This window comes from Nostoc sp. DSM 114159 (genome assembly GCF_053470285.1).
The window spans coordinates 6413811-6440624 of the sequence record NZ_JBPFEH010000001.1 but is presented as its reverse complement, the minus strand read 5'-3'; the positions used below and the strand labels follow the sequence as shown (position 1 = coordinate 6440624).

The 26814-nt window shown below is 42.5% G+C and carries 24 protein-coding genes; 17 read left to right on the top strand and 7 right to left on the bottom strand.

The features are described from left to right. Positions 1-49 precede the first annotated feature (49 nt). Positions 50-229 carry a CopG family transcriptional regulator gene (locus ACR5KR_RS27215; RefSeq protein WP_448268638.1) on the top strand — a complete coding sequence of 60 codons (180 nt, stop codon included), beginning with the start codon at positions 50-52 and terminating at the stop codon, positions 227-229. On the opposite strand, the gene ACR5KR_RS27210 is transcribed toward ACR5KR_RS27215, so the two are convergent. Beyond that, positions 214-357, bottom strand: coding sequence for a hypothetical protein (locus tag ACR5KR_RS27210; RefSeq protein ID WP_445628358.1), 144 nt, complete (start codon positions 355-357; stop codon positions 214-216). The genes ACR5KR_RS27215 and ACR5KR_RS27210 overlap by 16 nt on opposite strands. Before the next feature lie 359 nt (positions 358-716). Continuing rightward, complete coding sequence (locus ACR5KR_RS27205) at positions 717-863, bottom strand: ribbon-helix-helix protein, CopG family (protein WP_094348756.1); 147 nt, start codon at positions 861-863, stop codon at positions 717-719. A gap of 1020 nt (positions 864-1883) precedes the next feature. Between ACR5KR_RS27205 and ACR5KR_RS27200 the strand changes: the two genes are divergently transcribed. The 11 genes from ACR5KR_RS27200 (at position 1884) to ACR5KR_RS27150 (ending at position 15454) form a co-directional block, all read left to right on the top strand. Next, on the top strand, positions 1884-2384 hold the full coding sequence (locus ACR5KR_RS27200; protein WP_322674359.1) for a fatty acid hydroxylase: 501 nt from the start codon (positions 1884-1886) through the stop codon (positions 2382-2384). A gap of 385 nt (positions 2385-2769) precedes the next feature. Beyond that, the gene (locus ACR5KR_RS27195; protein WP_448268636.1) at positions 2770-2964 is read left to right on the top strand and encodes a hypothetical protein; all 195 of its coding nucleotides are present in this window, start codon (positions 2770-2772) and stop codon (positions 2962-2964) included. Further along, positions 2951-4930, top strand: a complete 1980-nt coding sequence (locus tag ACR5KR_RS27190; RefSeq protein WP_448268635.1) for an ATP-binding protein — start codon at positions 2951-2953, stop codon at positions 4928-4930. The genes ACR5KR_RS27195 and ACR5KR_RS27190 overlap by 14 nt, the downstream gene beginning before the upstream one ends. 13 nt (positions 4931-4943) lie before the next feature. Continuing rightward, positions 4944-9074, top strand: coding sequence for a PAS domain S-box protein (locus tag ACR5KR_RS27185; RefSeq protein WP_445628355.1), 4131 nt, complete (start codon positions 4944-4946; stop codon positions 9072-9074). Between the two features lie 265 nt (positions 9075-9339). Then, entirely contained in the window at positions 9340-9717 is a 378-nt protein-coding gene (locus ACR5KR_RS27180; protein ID WP_322712093.1) for a response regulator transcription factor, read from the top strand. 458 nt (positions 9718-10175) lie between these two features. Beyond that, a complete protein-coding gene (locus ACR5KR_RS27175) occupies positions 10176-11249 on the top strand; it encodes a hypothetical protein (protein WP_445628353.1) in 1074 nt (357 codons plus the stop codon). Positions 11250-11615: 366 nt separating this feature from the next. Then, on the top strand, positions 11616-12710 hold the full coding sequence (locus ACR5KR_RS27170) for a phosphotransacetylase family protein (RefSeq protein WP_448268634.1): 1095 nt from the start codon (positions 11616-11618) through the stop codon (positions 12708-12710). A 151-nt stretch (positions 12711-12861) separates the two neighbouring features. Then, positions 12862-13773, top strand: coding sequence for a helix-turn-helix transcriptional regulator (locus tag ACR5KR_RS27165; RefSeq protein ID WP_448268632.1), 912 nt, complete (start codon positions 12862-12864; stop codon positions 13771-13773). Between the two features lie 84 nt (positions 13774-13857). Further along, positions 13858-14361 carry a DNA recombination-mediator protein A gene (locus ACR5KR_RS27160; RefSeq protein WP_292860451.1) on the top strand — a complete coding sequence of 168 codons (504 nt, stop codon included), beginning with the start codon at positions 13858-13860 and terminating at the stop codon, positions 14359-14361. 87 nt (positions 14362-14448) lie between these two features. Next, positions 14449-14847 (top strand): MAPEG family protein, encoded by a 399-nt coding sequence (locus tag ACR5KR_RS27155; RefSeq protein ID WP_448268631.1) that lies wholly within the window; start codon positions 14449-14451, stop codon positions 14845-14847. Between the two features lie 115 nt (positions 14848-14962). Then, positions 14963-15454, top strand: coding sequence for a YajQ family cyclic di-GMP-binding protein (locus tag ACR5KR_RS27150; RefSeq protein ID WP_012411046.1), 492 nt, complete (start codon positions 14963-14965; stop codon positions 15452-15454). Positions 15455-15566: 112 nt separating this feature from the next. On the opposite strand, the gene ACR5KR_RS27145 is transcribed toward ACR5KR_RS27150, so the two are convergent. Further along, positions 15567-16136: a glutathione S-transferase family protein gene (locus tag ACR5KR_RS27145; RefSeq protein ID WP_448268630.1), complete on the bottom strand. Its 570-nt coding sequence runs from the start codon at positions 16134-16136 to the stop codon at positions 15567-15569. Positions 16137-16142: 6 nt separating this feature from the next. After that, positions 16143-16607, bottom strand: a complete 465-nt coding sequence (locus ACR5KR_RS27140) for a hypothetical protein (RefSeq protein WP_448268629.1) — start codon at positions 16605-16607, stop codon at positions 16143-16145. A gap of 461 nt (positions 16608-17068) precedes the next feature. Here ACR5KR_RS27140 and ACR5KR_RS27135 point away from each other — a divergent pair, with 461 nt between their 5' ends. Beyond that, positions 17069-17767, top strand: coding sequence for a tetratricopeptide repeat protein (locus ACR5KR_RS27135; protein ID WP_448268628.1), 699 nt, complete (start codon positions 17069-17071; stop codon positions 17765-17767). A 225-nt stretch (positions 17768-17992) separates the two neighbouring features. On the opposite strand, the gene ACR5KR_RS27130 is transcribed toward ACR5KR_RS27135, so the two are convergent. Beyond that, a complete protein-coding gene (locus ACR5KR_RS27130) occupies positions 17993-18403 on the bottom strand; it encodes a slr1601 family putative cell division protein (RefSeq protein ID WP_448268627.1) in 411 nt (136 codons plus the stop codon). Between the two features lie 296 nt (positions 18404-18699). Continuing rightward, positions 18700-18831, bottom strand: coding sequence for a photosystem I reaction center subunit XII (gene psaM, locus ACR5KR_RS27125; RefSeq protein ID WP_190912801.1), 132 nt, complete (start codon positions 18829-18831; stop codon positions 18700-18702). Positions 18832-18989: 158 nt separating this feature from the next. On the opposite strand from psaM, the gene ACR5KR_RS27120 reads away from it, so the two are divergent. The 3 genes from ACR5KR_RS27120 (at position 18990) to ACR5KR_RS27110 (ending at position 24384) form a co-directional block, all read left to right on the top strand. Continuing rightward, complete coding sequence (locus ACR5KR_RS27120) at positions 18990-20261, top strand: FGGY-family carbohydrate kinase (protein ID WP_448268626.1); 1272 nt, start codon at positions 18990-18992, stop codon at positions 20259-20261. Positions 20262-20904: 643 nt separating this feature from the next. Continuing rightward, the gene (gene sat / locus ACR5KR_RS27115; protein WP_448268625.1) at positions 20905-22083 is read left to right on the top strand and encodes a sulfate adenylyltransferase; all 1179 of its coding nucleotides are present in this window, start codon (positions 20905-20907) and stop codon (positions 22081-22083) included. A 189-nt stretch (positions 22084-22272) separates the two neighbouring features. Further along, positions 22273-24384 (top strand): caspase family protein, encoded by a 2112-nt coding sequence (locus tag ACR5KR_RS27110; protein ID WP_448268624.1) that lies wholly within the window; start codon positions 22273-22275, stop codon positions 24382-24384. Positions 24385-24801: 417 nt separating this feature from the next. Here ACR5KR_RS27110 and hisC read toward each other — a convergent pair whose 3' ends face one another. After that, positions 24802-25863, bottom strand: a complete 1062-nt coding sequence (hisC, locus tag ACR5KR_RS27105) for a histidinol-phosphate transaminase (protein ID WP_448268623.1) — start codon at positions 25861-25863, stop codon at positions 24802-24804. Between the two features lie 163 nt (positions 25864-26026). On the opposite strand from hisC, the gene ACR5KR_RS27100 reads away from it, so the two are divergent. Then, complete coding sequence (locus ACR5KR_RS27100) at positions 26027-26791, top strand: methyltransferase domain-containing protein (protein WP_448268622.1); 765 nt, start codon at positions 26027-26029, stop codon at positions 26789-26791. Positions 26792-26814 lie beyond the last annotated feature (23 nt).

Here is a 26814-nt window from a genome sequence, read left to right as displayed (position 1 = left end):
ATTGGCAATCTTGATAAGGAAAGTTTCTATATATCTAGCTTATCAATCAATGAATAAAACTGCTGCACTGAAATTTCCCCGTTTGACCACCTCCAGTCAAAAAAGAGCGCTTAAGCGAATCACTATCAATTTGACAGCAGATGAAGCTAAAAACCTTGAAAAGTATTGTGAACAGAAAGGCAAACTAGCAATAGACGTGATTCGAGAACTCATTCAAGCTTTGCCTTGAGCTGCTGAACGTTGACGCCAAGTCCCAAAAGCGATATCCAGAAGAGTTATAGCTAAAGTAGAAGTGCAGATTTGGACAAAGGTTTCCAATTTTTCTCTGATGTGAGTAATTGCAAGAGCTGTAATCATAGATTAGATCCTCACGACTGTATATTTGCTACCTCAATGCTATTGTTTGTGGCGAAAATTTTAAACAATATGGGTTAGAGATTATTTTCTGACGAAGATGACGACACAATATAATTACCCAACCAAAAAAATATTCTCTCACTCCTCATTGTGCAACTCAATAATAGCGCTCGCGTCATCTTCTTTTTGACGTGCTGCGCTCGTAGTAATGAGCGCAGCACGCCAGAAACTAAATTTTTACGTTCTTCTCAATATCACAAAAAATTACTACCTCTTACTTTAAGACCTCCAAATTAAACCAAATTTTAATAGTTATATCTTGAAAATCAACCAGGGTGAAATAGTTCGCAAATCTACTTTTATTTTGTCAGTGGCAAGGCTCGAATAAGTTCTCTGATGACATCCGTTGCTGGTCTGCCTGTCTGTTCACAATATTTTTCAAGGTTTTTGGCTTCATTTGATGCCAGGTTTATAGTGATTCGCTTGACCGCCCATTTTTTGTTCATACTGAAATAGATAAATCGTGTAATCATAACTTCAAATTCTGATTTTACCTTCCAACTGGAAAGTAACCTAAATTTTGGATATACTGAGATACCCTTTTAATAGGACGCGTTGTCAATAAATATTGCAGGTGTGCTTTACTGATTTACTAACTTGTCTATAAATGATAATGGAAGAATCAATCTTTGGTACTCTATCATTTAATTTTTTATATTTTTTAGCTTGGGCTGTAGTCTAATGCATACCCCGTTTGCTGTGCGTAGCAAGCTATGCGCAGTAGTAACCACAAAACAAGGGTGACACATAGAGTTGCTAGTGTCTACAACTCGAGCGAACGAATGGTCTAGAGTAAGGAAATCCAGACGCACTTGGCAAATAAAGATAAATTATAAAATTATCCCTACATTTTGAATGTTTATTCATCATTGAAAGTGTAAATTAAAAGTGATATTGTTACTCAATTTTTAAAAAATATCTATGGCATCTAATTAATTATAGATGCTCTAAATGTTACAGATAAATTCAACTATAAACCTACTTAATTCACCTCAATAACTCAATTAATATTGGCATAATATCTATTTAGATCGTTCTAAATCGAGTCATCATTCAAGCTTAATTGCAATAAATTTAGAATTAACAATATTGCAGAAATCCTTAACCTAAATTTGTACCAAGCTTAACTCAACCTTTGCTTACGCTGTATGCCTTAGTAAGAAGATTGTGTAGTAACTATGGTAAACTACTGTATTTACATAGGGTTTTAGAGGTATTAATACCATTAACTCAGAGCTACAAGTCAAATTGGAAGTTCTTACAAGTTGCTGTTGACTGTATTAAGGAGCGGAGATTCATGAAACTGCAACTGATTTAATTACATATACTCTGAGCCAAATTAACTGGAGGGTAGACTCATGAGACACACAGGTGCTACTTGCATAGTCCAAAACAGGTGTCTACGCCTACAGCATGACATTTGCATATTTTCTGTGGAGTTTTTTTATTAAACTTGAGGAGTACAAATGCTTGAGGCTATCGCTGTTGCTTGGTTGTTACTGTTTGTTGGCGATTTTCTATCTACATTTTTTTACCACGTACCCGAGCACGTTTTTGGTAGCCTTCATTTAAAAACGCACCACTCCTGGAAGAAAGACTTCCGCCACTACGCTATTTTGACTTTTAATCCCCAAGTTCTTTTAGATGGTATCTTGGGAGCTTTGCCTTATGTACTTATAGCAGTAGTCCTGTGGTCTTTTTCTCCTATTGGCGTGATTTCTGGATTACTGCTTGGTCAATTACATGTATGGTGGAGACATATAAGTGTACTGGGTTGGCAAACTTCAAAGCCTGTAAATATTTTATGCCAAATTCTATTTATTACTACTCCTGAAAGACACTGGTTACATCATCACAAAACTAATTTGGGTTTCGGTGATATTTTTACTTTCTTTGAACAACCTGCACAAATGTGGTTACGCTGGCTACGGCTACTCAGACTTCGTTTTCGCTACTCTCGGATCTAACTAAAACTAGCACCTACCTAAATACTTTTTAAAACCACCAAAAGAAGCTGCGATCGCAGCTTCTTTTGATGCACTAAAGGCGATTATTTTACTCTCATAAATACGCTAACTTTTATACTCAAAAAAGCTGATTCCCAATTTATCAGGAGTAGTAACAACAGACATGAATTTAACATAGACTTTAATCTATGGTTTTATATAATTAATAAATTTTTATTTATAGTTTTTTGAGAACCTATCAAACATTAAGCGAGTTATAAGAACAGAAAAATGCCTCTGGTAAAGAATTTAAAGGTATTTGCTACCGTTCGACTTCGCTGTTATATCGCTAAGGTTTTTGGGAAAACTAGCCTTAATTAGTAAACTGTTATATCCCTAGATTTGTATGAAAATTCCTCTCTTCTTGGGAGATGGTAGCTCTAGCTTGCTTATGCAAAGGAGTATTGATAGCGGCATTGAAGGTGGCAAGAGGTTGCAATACACTGTATTTTTCTCGATGAGAAACTACGCCAACGAACCAACACTGATTATGAGAAATTTGCAACCTGCTCTAGATGAGGTGTTTCATGCCCGCACTTAGCCTTAGAAAGATGCTCAACAAAAAAGAGTTGCCATCTCTTATTCATAACTTAGTCTATCAGTTCAACATCGCGATTGATGTTGAACTGGTAGACGGCACGAAACTAATTAGCATTGGAGAGCAAACTGTAGAAAACCGTTATCCAATCGAGGTCTCAGGAGAAATCATCGGTTGGGTTGTTGGAGAAGAACAGGCAACTATACTTGCAAATTTGCTTTCATTTTTGGCAAAGGAGGAAGCTGAAAAGAAAGTACTCGCCAAAGAATTGTTAGAGCGATATCAGGAAATTGATTTGTTTGACGATATCTCGACTCAACTGACAACAAGTTTAGATACGCGACAGATTGCCCAACTTGTGCTTCAAGAATTGAGTCAATTAATTGAATCATCTGCGGGAATGATTCTGCTCCTGAATCGAGATGCAACTGCGTTTGAAATCATTGCCGAATTTGGAGTGTTTTTTGACCACAGTCAGCCAGAACCCGGTAAGGGAATTATCGGCAGCATTGTGCAATCCAACCGGGCCGAACTCGTTAATGATGTGCAAGCCGATCCGCGATTAGAGGGACAAAAACACGTTAGTGCAATGATTTGTGTACCGTTACGAGCCAAAGAGCGGGTACTGGGAGCGATCGCTATTGGAACGTCCAAAACTGACTCATACAAGGCTGAACACTTGAAACTGGTGAGTATTTTTGCCTCTCAAACAGCGATCGCTATTGACAAAGCTGTGCTTTACGAGCAAAGTACTCAAGCAGCTCTCCAGGCAAAAGCCCAAACACAGAAGCTTCAGCAAGCTCTCCATGAGTTGCAATTGGCCCAAACTAAGTTGATCCAAAGCGAAAAAATGTCCAGTTTAGGGCAACTCATTGCCGGAGTTGCCCACGAAATCAACAACCCGGTTAACTTTATTTACGGCAATTTAAAGTATGTTGCCGAATACACCCAAGACTTGTTACACCTGTTGGAAAAGTATCAGAAATTTCTACCTGTTGCTCCTCCAGAATTGGAATCAGAGTTAGACAATATAGACCTGGAATTTATCATGCAGGATTTTCCCAAACTGCTAGATTCGATGAAATTAGGCACAGGTCGTATCGTCGAAATTGTCCAATCCTTGAAAAACTTCTCCCGCCATGATGAAGCTGAAATGAAAGCCGTGAACATCCACGATGGCATCGATGGAACGCTAATGATTCTTCATCATCGTTTGAAAGCAGATGTTCATCGTCCGGCAATTGAAATTGTTAAAGACTATGCAACACTTCCTCTGATTGAATGCTATCCCGGACAATTGAATCAGGTGTTTATGAACATCCTGGCAAATGCCATTGATGCTTTAGAAGAAAGCATGGAAAATCGGAGAATCAAAAATAATTCTCAATCCCCAACCCCGAATCCCCAAATCACTATTCGTACCATAGCCATTGACCACCAGTGGGTTGTAATTCGCATTGCCGACAACGGCCCAGGCATGAAGGAGGAGGTAATTCGCCGCATTTACGATCCCTTCTTCACCACGAAAGATGTTGGGAAGGGAACGGGGTTAGGCATGGCAATCAGCTACCAAATTGTTGTAGACAAACATGGGGGAATGCTTAAGTGTCGTTCTCAACCGAGTGAAGGCACAGAATTCTGGATTCAGATTCCAATAAATTGTGCATTGGCAGACGCTATTGAAGAACAAAATAGCACATCTGGCTTGTCAACTCCCACAACGGAATCATCCCCTACTCCCGATACCGACGGTTTTATTCGATCAACAGCTCCAATCCTCAAGCCGACGGATCTGCTGATCCGCCATACTCAACTGATCCAGCGACTTTCACAGCACAGTCCAGATGTGGAAAGTGCATCACCCGATCAACTTTACCAAATGTTTCAACACCACCCAATTTCGTTAAAGCTTTACGCCACTTTGTTGTCTTGGTTCTGTTGTTCTAACCCTACCCAAATACGCCACTAAAGAAACCTCAATCATGTTTAACCAACTTGATGAATACAATAGTCAGCTATTTGAACAATGTCCTGTTGGGCTGGTACTTTGCCGAACAGATGGGACGTTAATTAGCATCAACCCCGCCTATGCTGCCATTTTGGGGCGAACTGTTTCAGAAACCCTGAATCTCACCTACTGGCAGATTACCCCAGAAAAATATGCTGCTACAGAGCAATCTTGCCTAGAAGACTTGGAACGAACTGGTCGCTATGGCCCTTATGAGAAGGAGTACATCCATAAAGACGGGCATCTGGTTCCGGTGAGGATTTCTGGACAGATGATTGAGAAAGATGGAGAGCAACTGATCTGGTGTAGTGTAGAGGACATCAGCTACCTTCGACGCGTCCAGCAGGAACGCCAAGATACCGAACAAATACTGAAACAGAGTGAAGCCCGATACCGTTCCTTGGTAACAGCTAATACACAAATTGTCTGGGTAAGCACACCACAAGGAATTTGTTTTGAACTGGCAAGCTGGATAGCCTATACAGGTCAAAGTCTAGCTGAAGCGGAAAATGGGGGCTGGATTGATGCCGTTCATCCTGACGATCGCGCCTATACCGGAGAAGTCTGGAGTGCTGCCGTGGCAAACCTGAGTATGTATCAAATTGAATACCGAATTCGTGGCAAGGATGGCAACTATCGCTACTTTTGGGTCTGGGGCGCGCCCGTTATAGAAGAAGATGGCAGCGTCCGGGAGTGGATTGGCACCTGCACCGATATTCACGATCGCAAACTAGCAGAAGCCGAGAAGCAATATCTCGAACAACGGTATCGCTCTTTAGTGACTACCACTTCACAAATGGTCTGGACGGCATCTCCGGAAGGAATGGTGAACTCTGAAATAGCTGGTTGGGAGGCATATACAGGTCAAAGTGCAGCCGAAATGATGGGCTGGGGCTGGTTGGATGTCATGCATCCCGATGACCGTGCCTACAGTGCTGAAGTTTGGAGTGCTGCTGTGGCAAACCAGACTATTTATCAACTGGAATATCGGATTCGTGCCAAAGACGGCACTTATCGCTACTTTTTTTGCAATGCAGCTCCTGTTTTGGAAGCAAATGGCAGCATCCGGGAGTGGATTGGCACCTGCACCGATATTCACGATCGCAAGCTAGCAGAACAAACTCTGCAACAGAGCGAACAACGGTTTCGCTCTTTGGTGACTGCCAGTTCGCAAATTGTCTGGGTGACTACCCCTGAAGGACTGGGGGTGAGCAGTGAAATGTCTACCTGGTTAGCGTACACAGGTCAGAGTGCAGATGAAATCCAGGGTTTGGGCTGGCTCGATCCGATTTACCCCGATGACCGTACCTGCACCGCCCTAGCCTGGAGTGCTGCTGTGGCAAATCAGAGTCTCTTTCAAACCGAATATCGGCTGCGTGGTAAGGATGGCACACACCGCTACTTCTTTGTCTGTGGCACCCCCATCCTAGAAGTTGATGGCAGCATCCGAGAATGGATTGGCACCTGCACCGATATCCACGATCGCAAACTGGCAGAAGCCGAAAATCAGCGTCTTAAAGAACGATATCGCTCCTTAGTAACTGCTACTTCACAGATTGTCTGGGGAGCTACCCCAGAAGGACTGGGAATCAGCAAGGAAATGCTCACCTGGATTGAGTATACGGGGCAGAGCCAAGCTGAAGTTGAAGGTTGGGGCTGGCTCGATCCGATTCACCCAGATGACCGTGCCAGCTCCACAGAAGCTTGGAATGCTGCTGTGGCAAACCGAGGTATCTATCAAACCGAATATCGACTGCGTGGCAAGGATGGCACATACCGCTACTTCTCTGTCTGCGGTGCCCCCGTACTAGAAGAAGACGGCAGCATTCGGGAATGGATTGGCGCTTGCAGCGATATTCACGATCGCAAGCTGGCAGAAGCTGAAAATCAACGTTTATTGGATATGTTGAATCATTCCAGCGATGCCATCATTGTCCGCGACATGAGCGAGAAAATCTCTTACTGGAATCAGGGTGCCGAAAGACTCTACGGTTGGACGCGTGAGGAAGTGAAAGACCAATACATTCACACATTTCTAAAATCAACTTTTCCAAAACCTTTAGAAGAAATCCTATCAGAGTTTCTACGGGAGGGTACTTGGGAGGGAGAACTGGAACACATAACGCGCGATGGCAGACCGATCACCGTTCAGAGCCGTTGGACTTTGCAACGAGATTTATCTGGTCAACCCTGCGCTATGCTAGAAATCAATACCGATATTAGTGCCCGCAAACAAGCAGAAATCGCTCTGCGGCAACTAAATCAACAACTGGAAGCCAGAGTTGTAGAGCGGACGGCTGCCCTGCAAAATACCTTAGCAGAAGCGCAGGGATTAAATGCCATTTTGGATAACTTAGCAGATGGTTTGTTAGTGGTAGACACCGCAGGACAAATCACCCACTTCAATCCTGCTTTTTTAGCTATGCATGGATTAACAGCTACCGCCCTCAACGGTCACTACCGAGAATTGCCGATATCTGGTTTAGCAGACCTAATTGCACGAACTCAATCCCATCCTGGTGAGGTGTTCTCTGCCGAAGTTGCACTGACCAAAGAACGCATTGGTCAGGCAGTGGCAACCGCCATTTTCAAAAAGACGGCAAATTCGGAACCCGCTGCCTGCTTCGGTTCAGCACTGCTAATTCGAGATGTGACGGCAGAAAAGGAAATCGACCAGATGAAGACCGATTTCATCTCAACAGTTTCCCATGAGCTGCGAACGCCACTGACTTCTGTCCTCGGTTTTGCGTCGATCATTCAAGAAAAGCTGGAAACCGATGTGTTCCCAATGATTTCTACCGAAGACCGCAAGCTTCAGAAAACGATTAAGCGGGTGGCTGACAATCTCAACATTATTGTGTCGGAAGCAGAACGGCTCACGTCTTTGATTAACGATGTCCTGGACATCGCCAAGATGGAAGCGGGTAAAGTGGAATGGCAAATGCAGCCGATCGATCCCAGCGAATTACTGGATTGGGCAACCAATTCTACTGCCGGGTTATTTGAAACCAATGGCTTGCAGTTGGTCAGCGAGATTGAACCTGGACTGCCTCAGATAGTAGGCGATCGCAACCGTCTGCTGCAAGTTTTAATTAACTTGATTTCTAATGCCGTTAAGTTTACCGAATCTGGTTGTGTCATCTGCCGCGTTAAACAAGGAAACGACGGTGTTTGCATCAGCGTCATCGACACAGGCATTGGAATTGCACCTGAAGACCAACCGAAAGTATTCGAGAAATTCCGCCAAGTTGGCGACACTCTTACCGACAAACCCAAAGGCACTGGGTTAGGACTGCCCATCTGTAAACAAATTGTCGATCATCACGGCGGTAGAATCTGGGTTGAGAGCGAACCAGGTAAAGGCAGCATATTCTCGTTCATCATTCCCACCTACGCTTGCGATCGACAAACCACTGCTAATCTGAATTTGGATATGCTTGTCAAACAACTCAAAGAACACGTTATTACCAAAAACGCTGTACTGAACCAAAACCATAAAACCATTTTAGTTGTAGATGATGACGCTAACATTCGGGAACTGCTGCGTCAACAATTGGAAAACGAAGGCTACAACGTTCGAGAAGGAAAGGATGGTATGGATGCAATTCATCAAATCAAAACATCCCGTCCCGATCTGATTCTCTTGGATGTGATGATGCCCCAAATCAACGGCTTCGATGTGGCAGCTGTTCTCAAAAACGATCCTCAGACCGCAGACATTCCGATCATTATTTTGTCAATTATTGAAAACAAAGAACGAGGCTACCACATTGGCATCGATCGCTATCTTACCAAGCCCATTGATACAGAAAAACTCCTGAGCGAAATTGGCTCACTGCTTTACCAAGGCACTTCTAGTAAAAAGGTATTGGTTGTAGATAAAAATGCCTCAGCCTTAAAAACTTTATCTGATGTATTACAAGCTCAGGGATACAGCGTCATTGAAGCCTCCAATCCGCAAGAATGCATCAATAAAGCCCTGTCAGCCAAACCTGACATGATCATCATCGATTCTATCTTCTCTCAAGAAGCCGATTTGGTGAAAACCCTACGCTTTGAGAAGGAGTTAGAAAATGTATTTTTTATTATGCTGTCAGAACAGTAATCGCTAGGGATTGGGGACTGTGCAAAAAGCAAGGGAGCAGGGGAGCAGGGGGACAAGGGGACAAGTCTCTTCCTTGTCTCCCCCCTCTTCCTTGTCTACCTTGTCTCTTCTTCATACCCTGTTTACCAATGCCCAATGCCCAGTACTTCAACTCCCTTCTACTGCGCTACTTCGACTTTGCCCTTCGGCTACGCTTAGGACAAGCTCGGCACAAGTCAGGGAAAGCCGCTCAGTACAAATACCCAATACCCAATACCCAATCCTTATGAACCAGAAAATTCTAATTGTTGACGATGAACCCAATATCTTGATTTTGATGGAACAAGCCCTAGAAGCATTAGAAGACGAGGGTGTTGAACTTTTAACTGCTAGAAATGGCGAAGAAGCTCTCGAAACTATTAAAACTGAAAAACCAAATCTAGTTTTTCTTGATGTGATGATGCCGAAAATGAATGGTCTGCAAGTCTGCCATATTGTAAAACACGACCTGCAAATGACTGATATCTACATTATAATTTTGACAGCTAAAGGACAGGAATTTGATAAACAAAAAGGAATTGAGGTTGGTGCAGACTTATATCTAACTAAACCATTCCGCCCCAAAGAAGTACTTGAAAAATCAATGCAGGTTTTGGGTTTGTGAGGAAAGTTATGAATAATTTTCATCTGCGATCGCTTCCAATTTAACGTCGGCGATCGCAGTACTTTCTTTGTTGTGCTAATTCATCCTAATGGGCGTAGCTTGCTTCTGCAACTAGGCTATTTTTACTTTTAATCACCAGTTTTTTTAGATAAAATTAAATACTTTTTAAAATTATTAAAATTAGCGGCGATCGCATCTGCTTTTGGTAGATTAATCCTATCTAACTTATGAGAAATAATTTCTTATAACGTAAAGAACGAGTGGCTTGCCGTAGGCGATCGCTCCAGACGCCGAGAGAATCAAGAGAGATTTTCATGAATTATTTAAGATTGCTATACGTTGTTTATATGATTAAATAGTTAAATCTGAAAATTACAATCCAAATTCTACACTAATCTCAGGAAATTAGAAACTCCTGAATTTATACTTGATATAAATAAAACCATAGATAAACACAAATGCATACAGATGAAGTCATTACTAATATTAATCAAATTAACCTTGACTGGCTCAATTCAGCACTCGCCACTGACTCTATCCAAAATTTTGCTATTGAAGCCTTAAATAGTAGTAATTCTCAGCTTACTAAAATTCAGCTTCAGTATCAATCAGAAACAACAGGTACATTACCAGCATCCCTGCTGCTAAAAATTTGTGCAGATAACAATGACATTTTCGGTGAATCTGAAGTCAATTACTATATACGGGATTACATTGAGCTAGCAAATCGACCTATACCTACTTGCTACCATGCAAGATATGCAGAAAATCCTCGTCGTTATCACCTTCTTTTAGAAGACTTATCTACAAGCCATTGTGACAACCGACGAATTCAGCCGACACTTGCCTATGGTTGTACAGTCGCTAAAGCATTAGCCACATTACACGCTCATTGGTGGGGTGTTGAAAAATTACGAGTTATTGACAGTAATATTACTAGCCAGACTGAAATTGAGCAATATGTAGCTCACGTTCAACTTGGATTATTACCAATGTTAGAGGAGATTAAGACCAAAATTGATGATTCATGGAAGTCATTGTTAATAGATGTATTTGAAAATCATCCTTACAAGATGATTGAGCGTACAAAAAACCCATCTGGCTTTACGCTAATTCATGGCGATCTTAACCCTGGTAATGTCCTGTCTCCCCTAAATGGAAACGGCAAAACCTATCTCATCGATCGCCAACCGTTTGATTGGTCTTTAACTACCTGGCTAGGAGTAAGCGATCTTGCGTATATGATGGTGCATTGGTGGGAGACTGATTTACGTAGGCAATGGGAAATTCCGATTTTGCGTGAATATCATGCAAATCTCATCAGCAATGGTGTTTTTGGCTATGATTGGGAGCAACTGGTCAACGATTATAAACTTACCGCAGTTCAAAGTCTTTACGTTGCTACAGAGTGGTGCGTTTTAGCAGAAAATCGCCAACGGATGAAATGGTTATGGTTTTGGCAATTGCAAAAATCCATAACAGCTTTCTTGGACTTGGAATGCTCTGAATTATGGACAGGGAAAGTGGACTAGTTAGCATTTTCGCTTTCCCAACCCCAAATCTCTAAGCTGTTACACAAAAAGAAAAGCACATCAACTGGTGAAGGTTGTCCTAAGTCAATTGTCATTTGTCCTTGGTAAACACAAATGACTAATGACTAATGACGGTCTTAACGGAGTTTGTGCAATATGTAGGCGCATTAGCTTATACAGTTTTTCAAAACTCGATCATCTTGCCAAACAGAAGCTTTCATCCTTACCCTTGCCTCTTACTTGTTCAATCAGAAGGTAATTCTGGGAAAGCTTAATTTGTGAGAGCGGGAGGCTTTTGCCAGAAGGAACTAGAATTAGGAAACACCTAGCTGGGTTCTTCTGACTTTTGAAATTAGGAGTGCATGTGTGCCAAAATCCCCTAAATATTTGCTGATTGGATCGACCGAGAATTACAGCGGTAAATCTGCAACTGTTCTGGGTTTGTCTCATCAGCTACAGCAAAAAGGTCTGGATATTAGCTACGGTAAACCACTTGGTACGTCTTTCAATTCGTCCGGTGGAACCGTAATTGAGGAAGATGTCCAGTTCATCGCTCTTAGCCTCAATTTGCCGGAAAACCGCGTTGCACCTACAATGCTGGCTTTGGATGAACCGAATGTGCAAAAGCGCTTGCGGGGGGAAGACAAAACCGATTATCAGCAGTCCCTAATACAGCAGTATTTACATAAGTCTCAAGGAGATTTAGTGTTACTGGAGGGGCCTGGTAATTTGTCCGAAGGCAATTTGTTTGATTTGTCTTTGCTGCAAATGGCTGAAGTATTGGATGCTGGTGTGCTGTTAGTAAGCCGCTATAAATCCTTGCTTTCGGTTGAGGCGCTGTTGGCTGCAAAACAGCGTCTGGGCGATCGCTTGATTGGAGTTGCGATCAATGATATCCCGATCGCCCAACTAGAAGCGGTTGAAACCCTCATCCTACCATTTTTGGAACAGCAGGGTATTCCAGTGCTAGCAATGCTGCCGAATAGCGATTTGCTTCGCAGTGTGAGTGTTGGCGAACTAGTCAAGCAGTTAAAGGCTGACGTTCTCTGTCGCAACGATCGCATGGATTTGTTGGTGGAAAGTCTAGCAATTGGAGCGATGAATGTCAATTCCGCTGTAAAATATTTCCGCAAGCGCCGGAATATGGCAGTGGTGACAGGAGGCGATCGGGTGGAAATTCAGCAAGCGGCTTTAGAAACTTCTACCCAATGTTTAATTCTCACTGGGCAACTACCACCCCCACCGTTCATTCTCAGTCGTGCTGAAGAACTAGAAATACCCATTTTGTCTGTTGACTTAGATACCCTCACTACTGTGGGAATTGTTGATCGCACTTTTGGTCAAGTCCGTGTCCACGAGCCGATTAAGGTTCAGTATATTCGCCAGTTGATGTCACAGCATTTTGACATTGACCGCTTGTTATCCAAACTAGGTTTAACTCCCGCAGCGGCATTGTCTTAGATTCATGAGTGTATTGAAGGAGGCAAAAGGCAGGAGACAGAAGGAGTAAATCATCCGGGATTCGATCCCGGATTGATTTGAAGCTACTGAAGTAAGAATTCAGTGGGGTCTTATTAGTGATGGCTATAGAAGTCACTGAAACTAGGAGAAAATGGATTTAACGGCAATCGATCCCTTGAAATTACCCTCGCTTCCATTGGAGAAAAAAGCCGATCTCCCTGACTGTCCAGCCATCTATTTTGCGATTTCTGGTTCTGGGGAAATTCTCTACATAGGCAGAACTGCTGATCTTGCACGTCGTTGGATATCACATCATAGATTTAAAGAACTCATTGATTTGGGAAATGTCAAGTTAGCTTGGCTACAATGCGTAGATCCTTCCATTCTGAAAACTCTTGAGGCCAAGTTGATTTATGCACTCAAGCCAAAGCTAAACGAACAACTGCCATCAAGCAATACACTTTTTTCTTATCTTCACAAAGCCAACCAAAGTACAAGCCCGATAAAAATACAAGGTAGCAAATTAGCGCACGCAATATTAGCGGCTCTGGTTGACGCACCCTGTAGTGGGTATGATTTAGCAAAAAAATTTGATGGCTCTGTAGGCTTTTTCTGGTCAGCAAGCCACCAGCAGATTTATCGGGAATTGGCGAAGCTAGAAGATCGTGGATGGATTAGTTACGAATCGATTCTTCAAGCCGGACGGCCAGATAAAAGGCTCTACAGCGTTACAGACTTAGGAGAACAGCACCTCAAAGAGTGGATTGCTCAACCTTGTGAACCCACATCGATTAAAGATGATTTACTGGTAAAAATTTTTGCTGGTCATATTGTTTCTAAGCAAATTATCTTGGCAGAATTAGAAAATCACCAAAAAGCCCATCAAAAAAAATTGTCTACGTACAATGAATTAGAACAGCGTTACTTTCAAAATCCGCAAGAACTACCAGAAGCAGGCAAATTTCAGTATTTAACTCTCCTAAATGGCATTAGTTATGAAACACATTGGCTAGCCTGGTGTTCCCAAGTAATGGAGTTACTGAATCAAAGAATCGAAAATTAGTCGCAATGTCTAACTTAAGTTTTCCTCGTATCTACACGCTGTTTGGTAGAATATCTGGGTCGTTTAATCTGATTTTCTCCATCTTTGAGCCAATCAACAGACCTTATTAACCTAGATACATTAGCGCAAGAACTCGCGACAATCCAGCAAACGGGTTCTAAAAGAATTGCCTTGCTGGGTTCTCGTCACGTCCCGATTACGCATCAGAATCTTATTGAAATGATGACTTATGCCCTAGTTTTATCAGGTAATCGAATCATCACTTCTGGTGCTACAGGTACAAATTCAGCTGCTATCAAGGGAGCAACGCGGGCTGATGCAAATTTGTTGACAGTGATTCTACCTCAAAGCCTGGAACGCCAGCCTTTGGAATCGCGCCAGCAACTAGAACAGGTAATGCATCTAGTCGAAAATCCCAGTAATGATAATCTGTCTCTAGCAGAAGCTAGTTACTTGTGTAACAAGGAAATTGTCTCCCGTTGCCAGCAACTAATCTGCTTTGCGTTTCACGACAGTGGCACCCTGTTACAAACTTGTCAGGATGCAGAAGAACAAAGAAAAGTAGTAACGCTTTTCTACTTTGATTAGTCATTTGTCATTTGTCTTTTGTCATTTGTATTTGACTAATGACTGATGACTGATGACTGATGACTAATAACCAACGACTAATAAGTAATGATAATTTTTTTGTACTCGATCGCTGCTGCTGCATTTCTCATTTATGTGCCATTTTTGCTAGTAGCTTATGCCCGTGCGCGTATTGGGCCTGAAATGTTTTCTACTCCTCGCGCTCTGTTTGATAAATTGCCACCTTATGCCCAACGAGCTACTTGGGCACATCAGAACACCTTTGAAGCCTTTATGATATTTTCCGCAGCCGCATTGATGGCTTATGTAACTGGTGTCAATTCTTTTACAGCCCAAGCGGCTGCGATCGCTTTTGTGGTAGCTCGTTTCCTATACTCGATTTTTTATATTTTGAATATACCCCTTTTGCGATCGCTGATGTTTGCCATTGGCATCTCTAGCTCTGCTACTCTCATCTTTTTGAGCATCATCCAAGCTACTAGTTAATTGGGGCATTGGGCATGGGGCATTGGGCATGGGGCATTGGGCATGGGGCATCGGAATTATTATTAATGTTTTATGCCCAATTCCAAAATCCAAAATCTAAAATCCAAAATGTTTTATGGCTTCTACTTTTTCTTTTGACATTGTGAGCGACTTTGACCGACAAGAGTTGGTTAACGCTGTCGATCAAGTTATCCGAGACATCAAAGGTCGTTACGACCTTAAAGACACTGAAACTACTGTCGAGTTAGTTGAAGAAAGCATTAACGTTAGTACTGACAGCGAGTTTACCTTAGATTCTGTACACACCATTCTGCGAGAAAAAGCCGCCAAGCGTAACCTTTCCCAAAAAATCTTTGATTTTGGCAAGGTTGAATCAGCCAGTGGTAATCGTGTCCGTCAAGAAATCAAACTCAAAAAAGGCATAAGTCAGGAAATTGCCAAACAAATTTCCAAATTGATTCGGGACGAATTTAAAAAGGTACAAGCTTCAATTCAAGGTGATGCTGTGCGGGTTTCTGCCAAATCTAAAGATGACTTGCAAGTTGTCATGCAACGGCTAAAACAAGAAGACTACCCAGTTGCTTTACAATTTACAAATTATCGTTAAAAAATTCGTAATTCGTAGTTAAAAATTCAATTACGAATTACGAATTACGTTAGCGCCGGCGGCAAGCGAAAGCGTTGCGGTAGGGAGTACTCGAGCGTCCGCAGGAGCGTCATTACGAATTATTTTCAGTCCGTCCGCCAATACTTCTATGAAATGCCGGACGTTCAGATAACTGCTTCATATAGTTCAACACTGCTGGATAGGGGCTGAGGTCTAGTTTCAGGATCATGGGAATGTAATTCAAAATAGACCCCACTGCTACATCAGCAACAGTGAACTCATTGCCAAGTAAAAAAGGCTGCTTACTGAAAATTTCATTTAAGGGAGTCAACAAGCGGGGCATTTCCCGCTCCCGATTTGCTTCTACAAAAATCCCTGGGCTAAGGGTAGCATTAGCAAACAACACCCATTGGGAAAATACAGCACGTTCTTCTGATGAAAGTGGAGTTTTACTATACTTATCGGCAAGATACAACAAAATTGCCCCAGATTCCCAAAGCTGAAAATCTCCATCAACAATTGCTGGAACTTTACCAAATGGGTTAATTGCTAAATATGCAGGCTGGAGGTGTTCACCCGCCTGCATATCAAGCTTGACGAATTCGTAGGGAATTCCTAATTCCTCTAAATACCAGTGGACAATTGACGCTCGACTACGAACGCCACCGTAAAGTTTGAGCATAATGACTTAAAGCACTTTATGAGTGTGAGAATGCTGTTTAATATTGTCTTCTTTGGTGACAACTCTGGCGGCATTTAAAACCCGTTTCCGCTCAATTGAATATTTAAATTCAGTGTAGTTTGTACCCAAGGGAATCAGAGATTTTGCAGATTCACGACGCTTGTAGGTACGAGCTGCTGCAAATACCCGTGGTACAAATTCTTCTCCAAACTGAGCCGACTCTGGAAAGCCATCTGGTAGCAGTGGTGAATCGCCATCCAGCACAGATCCCAAAGTTGTGGCATAAGCCAGCTTATAAGAGGTAGGAATGCCCTTTAAAAGCGCTTCCAAAGCCGCAGAGGGAATCGGTTCTATAACTTCGATTTGATAAACTTCTCCATCTTCTTTGACGAAGCAGGTTGCCAAGCCGACCACAATGTAATCATCGGTTGCTAAATCAGGGGCATCGGGATAGGAAATTGCAGTTGTCATCAGAAAATTTCTCAAAATTTAAAAATTGAATTTAGGGAATAGGGCATTGGGCATGGGGCATTGGACATTGGGAAAGAGGAGGCAGAAGTTCTAAAATGTTTGAATTTTGAATTTTGAATTTTGAATTTTGAATTGATTTCTCCCCTGCTTCCTCATTCCCTCTTTAACGAACGGCTTGTTGGCATTCTACCAATTTGCTGCTCTCACTACTTGACTAGTCTTTAAGATTAACGTCTGCTATTTCTGGAATTCATCTTCGGGATCGAGTATCTATGAATAGGTTTGAGGAGCAATTGTTTATTTAAAGAGTAGATTTCTACTGGTGTGAGTAGTTTAAATCTCAGTCTTAAGATGGCTTTCAAGTAACCATAAGTACCTTGAAAATAAAAATAGTGGTAAAACCACCAGCCTTAAAAAACTCAATTTTTATTTAAAAAAGCAGGGATTTCAAGCAGGGAAAGATGAATATTCACTCATTTTTAGCTGACGATGACCATGTTTTAAATAGTACAAATAAACTTCAAGAGCGGAGGAAAAGCGATCGCAGCGAATATATTTTTGGGGATAGCGACTTGCGCTCTTGTGCTTTGAGGTTGGCTCAACAAGGAGATTATACCGAAGCGATCGCACTTTTAACCCAACTAATTTGCCGCCATCCTGATAATGCCGTTGATTACAACAACCGGGGGCTAATTTATTTCCAAAGTGGCGAAAGGGAAAAAGCGCTTTCCGACTACAATACCGCCCTGAAACTGAATCCTTATTTGGCTAGTGCTTATAATAACCGCGCAAATTACTACGTGGCTTGTGGAGAATTAGCATTAGCAATTGCCGACTACGATCGAGCGATTGATTTGAAACCTCACCATGTCCGGGCGTGGATTAACCGAGGCATTACCTGGCGTGATTTGGGGCAATATCAAGAGGCAATTGATAATTTTGAGGTAGCACTGCTTTTCGGTCAACTAGAAGGTCATATCTGGGCTGAACGCGGCAGGACTTACCATCTTTGGGGCGACTGGAATTGTGCGATCGCTGATTATCGTCGCGCTCTTACTCAACTAACCTCTCTCGACAATGATAAGGATATTACTGATTGTCGCTTGCGTTTACAACTCGAAAATTGGTTAAACGAGTTACTATCTCAATCAGCGTCCTAATTGGTAGATTAGTTCTTCTGGGGGATTTAAAATTCAAAATAATTGATTAATTTTGAACTATAGTTTAGTGACGCTGTATCGCTAATAACTAATAGATGATAACTACATAGCTATTCAAAAATTAGCTATTAACCATTATTTATTAGCAATAATATAAATTAACACCCGGTTTATACGTAGCCTAAATCACAATAAACCTAAATAATCCCAAATTCGCCATTTGTCTTAGGGTGACGAGTCTGTTTGCTCATCTTCTCGGCGATCTTGATTCATCAACACGATCTGACGCTGGCTGGGATCGAATCGGTATCCTTGTCGTTGTCTAATAATTTTAGCTTCTTGGGGATCAAAGTTACGGCTAAATTCCGCCTGTAAACCATTGACATGTCCTTCCATCAGCTTGACTTCAGTACTCATTTCTCGCAATTTTTCTTGCTGTAACCAATGATAAGGCAAGAGTTGTGTTAAGGCGGATGCTGCAACGGCTGCGATCGCAAGATTGACCCCTATTTTGGCTGTACTTTCTAGTGCCATCACCTTGTAAGAACGTTGCCGAAGATGCCGCTTTGGTCGAGAAATGACTCGGCGTTTTTGTATAGGTTGTAACGGTGGTTTGGAGGGTTGAATCGCGTTCATGATGCTAAAAGATAACCTCGCTTAGTGAAGGGAAACACTATCAAGAATGCTGAGTTATGAGTTCTGAGTGAGATTTCCAACTCAGCACTCAGATATCAGCACTCCTGAATGCTTGATTTAGCTGTCATATTACTTCATTTTTTTGAAATAGCTACAAGTGTCGCACTAGTTAAAAAATAACCTGGCTTACGTAAGTGCAAGGTTTCTAGGTACTTATGACATAAAGCCATAAAATCTGGAAATTGCACCCCGTACTGCCAGGATTATTAGCTTTTCAACTGTGTCACATCGGAGCCTTATTTGTAAAGTTCCGTGGCTAATCGCCAAGCTAGAACTCCTGGGATCAAGGCTACAACTAGAGCGATGTAGACTTGAGTATCTGAGATGGAAGACACCTGAGCGATGTACAGAGTATCTAAGATAGGCATGGCTGAAAACCTCCTAACCTGAATTGATTTTGAACAGTTCGTTTACTACTTTTCCTTGTTTTGCCAGAATTGTGGAATATCTTGTTACAAGATGCAACAAAAGCAATTATTGGTCAGTAGTTCTTATTTATTCTCCATTAAAAAAATTTATAAAAATTATGAATTTATATCTGGGTATCGACTTCGGCACATCTGGCGGACGCGGTGTGGTGATTGACGAGGAAGCCTCTTGTATTCAGACAGAGGTGCGATATCCCTTCTACGACTCACCAAGTACCGTGACGCCAAAAATTTGGCAGGAGGCTTTGTTTGCGTTGGTGGAACAAATACCTGAGCAATTGCGGCGAGAAATTAAAGCGATCGCAATTAATGGTACTTCCTCTACTGTCTTGCTGGTCGATGCTGCTGGCAACCCTGTAGATGCACCATTGCTGTACAACGATGCGCGGGGATCGTTGGTGCTAGAGCATTTGAGGAGTATTGCACCTCCCAATCATACTGTATTGAGTGCCACCTCTAGCCTCGCTAAACTTTTGTGGATGAGGCAACAACCCTCTTTTAGTGAAGCTAGATATTTCCTGCATCAAGCAGATTGGCTGGCGTTTCTGCTGCATGGACAATTGGGTATTAGCGATTACCATAATGCTTTAAAGCTGGGTTATGACGTAGAAGAGTTGAAATACCCAGAATGGCAAGAATTGCTAGAAATATCGATTCAGCTACCCAAAGTTTTAACTCCTGGGACTCCGATTGCCGAATTGCGTTCTGAAATTGCGGACAAGTTTGGTTTAAGTCGTAATTGTCTGGTGTGTGCTGGTACAACCGATAGTATTGCGGCTTTTCTTGCCAGTGGGGCAAAATTACCTGGTGAAGCCGTGACTTCCCTTGGTTCAACGTTGGTACTAAAGTTGTTAAGTTCTACCCGGCAAGAAGATGCCAGATATGGAATTTACAGCCATCGGCTGGGTGATTTGTGGCTGACTGGGGGTGCTTCTAATACTGGGGGTGCAGTACTAAAGAAATTTTTCACAAACCTTGAGTTAGAAAGTCTTAGTCGGGAGATTGATGCTTCAATTGCCAGCGAGTTAGATTATTATCCGTTGTTGAAGGTAGGCGATCGCTTTCCGATTAACGATCCCAATCTACCCCCACGCTTGTCACCACGCCCAGATAATCCAGTAGAATTTTTGCATGGGTTGTTAGAAAGCATTGCCCGCATAGAAAGCCGAGGGTATGAATTATTACAGCAAATGGGAGCAGACAAATTGAGCCGTGTTTATACTGCTGGTGGTGGTGCGGCGAATGATACTTGGACTGCAATTAGGGCACGTCATTTGCAGGTTCCTGTAGTAGCGTCAGTATACACAGAAGCTGCTTACGGGACAGCACTGTTGGCGATGGGGAATGGAAGAAGCGTTGAAAAAGAGTAATTGTGTACCTATATTTTTGTAGATATCTTCTAAATCAGTATCTATCCCAGTGACAATCGACATATCTCGGCCGATACTGGGATGATTAGATACCGGACTATAGATTCCAGGTTCACGATCTGGGCAGCTATTCGGGGATGGATGCTTCGCAGCAAGCGAAATGTCATCGATCCCCTTTACTCATTACTGGTATAAATTTTGAGGAAATTAAGAGAAAATCTAAAGGTTCTTGAAGCAGGTTTGATCGGCGCGATCGAAATTATCATCTAGAGAAAAGGTAAGGCTGCGGACTTGAGACCTCTTGGCAAAAGTGCTTTTTGCACTCTTGGGGAAAAGGTTTTGGTTAAAGGGGAAAGGGACTTTTGCAGAACCTTTTCCCCTTACCCTTTCCCCTTTTCCCGACAAATGCCAAGAAGTCTTCGGATTCGATCGCTTTTAATATTTACTTTGCCCCATACCCCTCGCTCACTAAGCGTAGTCGTACCCCTACTCTTAAAGCTTGCTAGCAAGAGCGTCTCCAAGAGTTGTGCTGCTTTTGTGCCTCTTGTGCCCAATGCCTAAACTATTTTTCTCTACGTACCAGCATTTGATAAGTTAGTACATAATCTGAAACAATAACAGTAAAAGCAGAGAGGGGATTAAGTTGAGTCACAATCCAGATGCCATAGCCCCCCACGGTGGACAGTTGGTTAACCGTATCGCTACACCAGAACAAAGAGCAGAGTTTCTCTCAAAAGCTGACTTTTTGCCACGAGTGCAACTTGACGATCGCGCCGTTTCCGATTTAGAAATGATTGCGATCGGTGCTTTTAGTCCGCTGACGGGTTTTATGAACCAAGAAGACTACGATCGCACTGTCACAGAAATGCGATTAGCTAACGGTCTTGTGTGGTCAATCCCGATTACACTATCGGTAAGCGAAGAAGTAGCTTCCCCGTTGCCAGAAGGCGGCTTAATCCGTCTGGATAACTCCAGTGGCGAATTTATTGGAGTTTTGCAACTCACCCAAAAATATCACTACGACAAAATCCGCGAAGCCATAAAAGTCTACCGTACTAATGATGTCAATCATCCCGGCGTACAGGTACTCTATAACCAAGGTAGTGTACATCTGGCGGGTGATATTTGGTTGTTGCAACGCGAACCTCATCCCCAGTTTCCCACTTATCAAATCGATCCAGCAGCCTCACGGCAACTATTTCAAGACAAGGGTTGGAAAACCATTGTCGGCTTTCAAACTCGCAACCCCATCCACCGCGCCCATGAATACATTCAGAAGTGCGCCTTAGAAACTGTTGATGGTCTATTTTTGCACCCATTAGTCGGGGCGACAAAAGAAGATGATATCGCCGCTGATGTCCGGATGCGCTGCTATGAAATTTTGCTGGAACACTACTACCCCTTAGACAGGGTAACTTTGGCAATTAATCCCGCTGCAATGCGCTACGCTGGGCCTCGTGAGGCGATCTTCCATGCTTTAGTCCGCAAAAACTACGGCTGTACTCACTTTATCGTCGGACGGGATCATGCTGGTGTTGGTGACTATTATGGCACTTACGACGCTCAGTATATCTTTGATGAATTTGCGCCAAGTGAATTAGGCATTGTGCCCATGAAATTTGAACACGCTTTTTACTGCACGCGCACTAAGCAGATGGCAACATCTAAAACCAGTCCCAGCAGGCCAGAAGAACGCATTCACCTATCAGGGACAAAAGTTAGGGAAATGCTGCGGCGCGGTGAGTTACCTCCACCAGAATTTTCTCGTCCAGAGGTAGCAGCAGAGTTAGCGCGGGCAATGCGGATAGAAGTAACGGCTTAGGGTACTGGGCATTGGGCACTGGGCATTGAATTTTGAATTTTGAATTTTGAATTTTGAATTTTGAATTTTGAATTTTGAATTGATTTCTCCCCTGCCCCCCACTCCCCGTTCCCACATTTTTGTAACTTTACAATACAGAGTTCAGCCCTGTAAGCTGCTAACTGAATAGCTGAGGGCTGATAGCTAATTATGAAACGTCGCGCGTTTTTAGAGAGAATTGGCTCAATACTCGCGGTATTGGGGATAACTGAAGCTGAGTGGTTGTCTTTAGGAAATCGCTATTATCAAGCTTTGGCACAACCCAGTCCGCGCAAGTTGGCATTGTTAATAGGTATTAACCAATACCCAAAAATTCCAGCCCTCAGTGGTTGTCTGACAGATGTGGAACTACAAAGAGAAGTTTTGATTCATCGCTTTGGTTTCCAAGGGTCAGATATCCTAACCTTAACTGAGGAAGAAGCTAGTAGGGAATTCATTGAGGCAGCTTTTTTAGATCGCTTGGGCAATCAAGCTAAACCCGATGATGCGGTCTTCTTCCACTTTAGCGGTTATGGCAGCCGTGTCAAATTGGAAACATCTCCTGAGACAATCCAAAATGCTCTGGTGACAGCTAATACCAGTTTTGAACCACAAGAAGAAAAAATAGTCAACTATATATTAGAAGAAACTTTATTGCTATTATTGCGATCGCTCCCTACAGATCGAGTCACAGCAGTATTAGATACTAGCTATCATGCGCCAACCCCAGTATTAGGATTAAAAAGTCGTGCCCTTCCAGAATCAGTAGAGGCAAAGCTAGCAGCAAAAGAACTCGACTTTCTTCAACAACTTAAAACTCAGAAGTTACCCAGCACGCCGATTGTCTTAGCAGCTACCTTAAATCCCAAGCAGTCGGCGAGGGAAGAACTCTTTTCTGGTTTTAGTGCTGGGTTATTTACCTACGCCTTGACACAGTATTTGTGGGAATTCACCCCAAATACCAAAATTCAAGTCGCCCTCTCGTATATAGAAAATTCTCTATCCAAATTGGGTAGTAAACAACAACCAGGGTTATTAAGTAGTCAAAAAAATCAACATTTAACGTCTCTACCGCTAGACACTATTATTGGTGCAGAAGGCGCAGTGACAGCCATTGAAGAAGACGGTAAAACAGTCCAGCTGTGGTTAGCAGGATTACCGCCACAAGTGCTGCTATACTACGGAGTTAATTCTCGATTTACTTTAGGAACAACAAGAGAAGAATTAGTATTGCGATCGCGGACTGGGTTAACAGCAAAAGCGCAAATTTCCCAAATAGAAGGTGCAAATCCCCTACAAATCGGGCAACTTGTCCAAGAAGCAGTCCGAGTTTTACCCCGAAATATTCATTTAATAATTGCTCTGGATACTGGATTAGAAAGAATTGAGCGGGTAGACGCTACAAGTGCCTTTGCTGCATTTCCCCATGTCTCCACCGTAGTCGCAGGGGAAAAACCGGCTGATTATCTATTTGCCAAACTACAGCAAACACCTAGCCGTTATGGTTTATTTTCTCTTAGTGGCGAACTAATTTCTAATGCCACGGGGGAAGCAGGAGAAGCAGTAAAATCAACAGTGCAAAAGTTAGCACCAAAATTATCAACCTTGTTAGCAGCCAAGTTATGGCGGCTGACTGAAAATCAAGGTTCTTCCCGCTTGGCTCTCAAGACAACCTTAGAAATAATTAACAACATATCGCCTCGCGTTATCATGCAGCGCGAAACAGTACGAACTTCTAAAACAGAAACTTCGATTCAAAAATCACTCCCTACTCCGATTGTCCCTATCGGTAGTCGAATGCAATATCGGGTAGAAAACCAGAGCGATCGCCCAGTATATTTAATCTTGCTGGGATTAAACAATAATCATACAGCGATCGCCTTGTATTCTTGGGAAACCCCCCAAGAACCAAACACCTCGGACACCAAGCCCCTCCTGAAAGAAGTCGTTATCTCTCCAGGTGAAACCCTCATCCTACCCCAAACGAATACTGCTTCCGAATGGATGATTTCAGGACCAGCTTCGGAGTGCGAACACCAACTGATTTTTAGTACTGCCCCCTTTAACGCAACTCTGGCCGCTTTGAACGCTGCCAAGTATTCCACAGCCGAACAAGAACCAATTGGCCCATTGTTGAATTCCTTAGAAGTTGTACAAGCTTTGTTACAAGACTTACATAACGCTAGTGCCTTCAAAACAGAGATGAACGTTACAGCAGCCGATTCACATAGCTTGGATGTGAATAATTGGGCAAGTCTTAGCTTTAGTTTTCTAGTGCTGTAAGTTAATGTGATTGAAGAAGAATGCAGAATTCAGAATCAAGACATTAGATTTATTGGCATTTGTTGGGGTAAAGGGGCGGGGGAAAAGGGTAAAGAAACTCAAAATCCTTTTCCTTTAATATGAGTCCCTTTTCCCTAAGAGTGCAAAAACATATTTTTGCAAGAGGTCTAATTTCTACGATACGCTGCGCTATTCGCTTTTTCAATCAGAATGAATTCTGACTCCTGACTTCTGCCTTATCCCAACGACAAATATTTACGCCCACCTACTTATACCAATTCACAAAAAATATGATACTAGATGCAAACCATCAAACCTATGCTAATTCTCACTTTCTTAATTTTGAATACTTCGACTCCCTTCTCTACGAGAGGCTGCGCCAACGACTTCGCTCAGGGCAAGACGCTCAGTACAAGTTTAGAATTTGGAATTTGGAATTGCTATTAGTGCCTCTACTAAAGCCTGATTTTGCTCATCTGTCCCAACAGTAATGCGTAATTTATCATCTAGTCCAGGCTGCTTGAAGTAGCGAATTAAAATTCCCCGTTCCTTCAATTTTTGATAGAGATATTCTGCGTTTCCTTCTCTTGGCTGTGCCAGCAAAAAGTTAGCTTGGGAATCCCAGATATGAAAACCTAATTGTTTTAAGTCTGTTGCTAACTTAGTCCGTGATGCTTTAATCTTGGCTACACAAGCATTTTTATAAGCTTGGTCAGTGATGGCAGCCGTGCCAATTGCACAAGCGATCGCATCAATGTTATAGCTATCTTTAACCTTAAACAATCCCTGCAACAGTTTGGGATTTGCCACTCCAAAGCCCAATCGCAATCCTGCCAACGAATATCCCTTAGATAGTGTCCGAATCACGATAACGTTTTCGTATTCCTTAACCAAAGTCAATGCATTCTCTTCGGTAAAATCTATGTATGCTTCATCAATCACTAAAACTCCAGATAACTGGCTGGCTAATTTTCGCAAATCATTTGTTGCCACCACATGACCCGATGGACTATTGGGCGACGCAATAAAGGTCACAGCCCCATTGGCAGCAACTAATTCGTCCTTTGGTAAGCTGTAGTCTTTGCTGTAAGGAATCTCAATAATTTCCGCCGCTTGCATTTCTGTCAATGTCCGATATAGCACGTAAGTAGGCATCGGATAAACTACCTTTTTCCCAGGTTCAGCACAGGCTCGAATCACCACACTTAACAATTCATCACTGCCATTTCCGACAATTATCCAGTCACTAGGAACTCCTAAAACTTTACTTGCAGCTTGCCGAAATTCTCCCCCAAAAGGTTCTGGATACCGCCGCAACCATTCACCATCAATATTCCGTAGCACAGCTAATGCCGCAGGAGAAGGAGGATAGGGATTCTCATTGCTGTTAAGTTTAATAATCTGTGTACCACGTTGAGGCTGCTCGCCAGGAACATAGCTAGCCATTGCATCAACATTAGAGCGAAAGTAGTTGGTCATAGGGCATGGTAAATTGGGTGGGATGTCTACAACGGGCGTAGCTGCAACACCTTATGGCGTATCTTAAGCAAATTTCAACCCGCAATTTCTGACGATATCGTTTTTTTGTCGTTTACATCAGAAAATACGGCTTTATAAATTACGAATTACTAATTATAAAAATATGTCAGATAAATGGAATCCAGAACTATACGAACGATTTCAAGCTGAAAGAAGTCGTCCATTCTACGACTTGGTAGACATGATACATCGGCAAGAAAACTTACGAGTTCTCGATTTAGGATGTGGAACTGGAAAGTTAACGAAATATCTGCATGAAACCTTAGCAGCACAGGAGACTTTAGGGATAGATGCTTCTGAGAAAATGCTGGAAAAAGCGCGTCAGTTTGCAGGCAATGGACTACGGTTTGAGCAAAGACGTATTGAGGAAAACCCAGGAAATGAGGAGTTTGATGTGGTATTTTCTAATGCGGCATTGCAGTGGTTGACGGGACACGAGATTTTATTTGAGAAATTGCGGGCAAAACTGCGACCTGGTGGGCAGCTTGCCGTACAAATACCAATGATGGATAGTGAGCCAGTGCATCAGATAGCAGTTGAGACTGCACAGGAATTCAGTGAAGAATTAAGAGGATATGTGCGGCGTTTAGAGGTACTTCCTCCAGAAACATACGCCAGACTGCTTTATAAATTGGGGTTTGTCAAGCAGGAAGTCAAGCTTCAAATTTATGGGCATGTGTTGCCCTCACGAGAAGCCGTAGTGGAGTGGTATCGCGGGACATTGCTAACGGCTTATGAGTCCCTACTGGATGCCCAAACCTATGAAAGATTTGTCGAACGCTATCAGCAGAAGCTATTCGAGTTGTTAGAGGATGAGCGCCCGTTCTTTTTTCCCTACAAGCGTATCTTAATGTGGGGGTGTATTTAAGAAACAGTCCACTAGTTGTGATT

Excerpts from the sequence above, each read along its gene's own strand:
- ACR5KR_RS27215 (WP_448268638.1), top strand. The coding sequence starts at position 50 with ATGAATAAAACTGCTGCACTGAAATTTCCCCGTTTGACCACCTCCAGT.
- ACR5KR_RS27210 (WP_445628358.1), bottom strand. The coding sequence starts at position 357 with ATGATTACAGCTCTTGCAATTACTCACATCAGAGAAAAATTGGAAACC.
- ACR5KR_RS27205 (WP_094348756.1), bottom strand. The coding sequence starts at position 863 with ATGAACAAAAAATGGGCGGTCAAGCGAATCACTATAAACCTGGCATCA.
- ACR5KR_RS27200 (WP_322674359.1), top strand. The coding sequence starts at position 1,884 with ATGCTTGAGGCTATCGCTGTTGCTTGGTTGTTACTGTTTGTTGGCGAT.
- ACR5KR_RS27195 (WP_448268636.1), top strand. The coding sequence starts at position 2,770 with ATGAAAATTCCTCTCTTCTTGGGAGATGGTAGCTCTAGCTTGCTTATG.
- ACR5KR_RS27190 (WP_448268635.1), top strand. The coding sequence starts at position 2,951 with ATGCCCGCACTTAGCCTTAGAAAGATGCTCAACAAAAAAGAGTTGCCA.
- ACR5KR_RS27185 (WP_445628355.1), top strand. The coding sequence starts at position 4,944 with ATGTTTAACCAACTTGATGAATACAATAGTCAGCTATTTGAACAATGT.
- ACR5KR_RS27180 (WP_322712093.1), top strand. The coding sequence starts at position 9,340 with ATGAACCAGAAAATTCTAATTGTTGACGATGAACCCAATATCTTGATT.
- ACR5KR_RS27175 (WP_445628353.1), top strand. The coding sequence starts at position 10,176 with ATGCATACAGATGAAGTCATTACTAATATTAATCAAATTAACCTTGAC.
- ACR5KR_RS27165 (WP_448268632.1), top strand. The coding sequence starts at position 12,862 with ATGGATTTAACGGCAATCGATCCCTTGAAATTACCCTCGCTTCCATTG.
- ACR5KR_RS27155 (WP_448268631.1), top strand. The coding sequence starts at position 14,449 with ATGATAATTTTTTTGTACTCGATCGCTGCTGCTGCATTTCTCATTTAT.
- ACR5KR_RS27150 (WP_012411046.1), top strand. The coding sequence starts at position 14,963 with ATGGCTTCTACTTTTTCTTTTGACATTGTGAGCGACTTTGACCGACAA.
- ACR5KR_RS27145 (WP_448268630.1), bottom strand. The coding sequence starts at position 16,136 with ATGCTCAAACTTTACGGTGGCGTTCGTAGTCGAGCGTCAATTGTCCAC.
- ACR5KR_RS27140 (WP_448268629.1), bottom strand. The coding sequence starts at position 16,607 with ATGACAACTGCAATTTCCTATCCCGATGCCCCTGATTTAGCAACCGAT.
- ACR5KR_RS27135 (WP_448268628.1), top strand. The coding sequence starts at position 17,069 with ATGAATATTCACTCATTTTTAGCTGACGATGACCATGTTTTAAATAGT.
- ACR5KR_RS27130 (WP_448268627.1), bottom strand. The coding sequence starts at position 18,403 with ATGAACGCGATTCAACCCTCCAAACCACCGTTACAACCTATACAAAAA.
- psaM (WP_190912801.1), bottom strand. The coding sequence starts at position 18,831 with ATGCCTATCTTAGATACTCTGTACATCGCTCAGGTGTCTTCCATCTCA.
- ACR5KR_RS27120 (WP_448268626.1), top strand. The coding sequence starts at position 18,990 with ATGAATTTATATCTGGGTATCGACTTCGGCACATCTGGCGGACGCGGT.
- ACR5KR_RS27110 (WP_448268624.1), top strand. The coding sequence starts at position 22,273 with ATGAAACGTCGCGCGTTTTTAGAGAGAATTGGCTCAATACTCGCGGTA.
- hisC (WP_448268623.1), bottom strand. The coding sequence starts at position 25,863 with ATGACCAACTACTTTCGCTCTAATGTTGATGCAATGGCTAGCTATGTT.
- ACR5KR_RS27100 (WP_448268622.1), top strand. The coding sequence starts at position 26,027 with ATGTCAGATAAATGGAATCCAGAACTATACGAACGATTTCAAGCTGAA.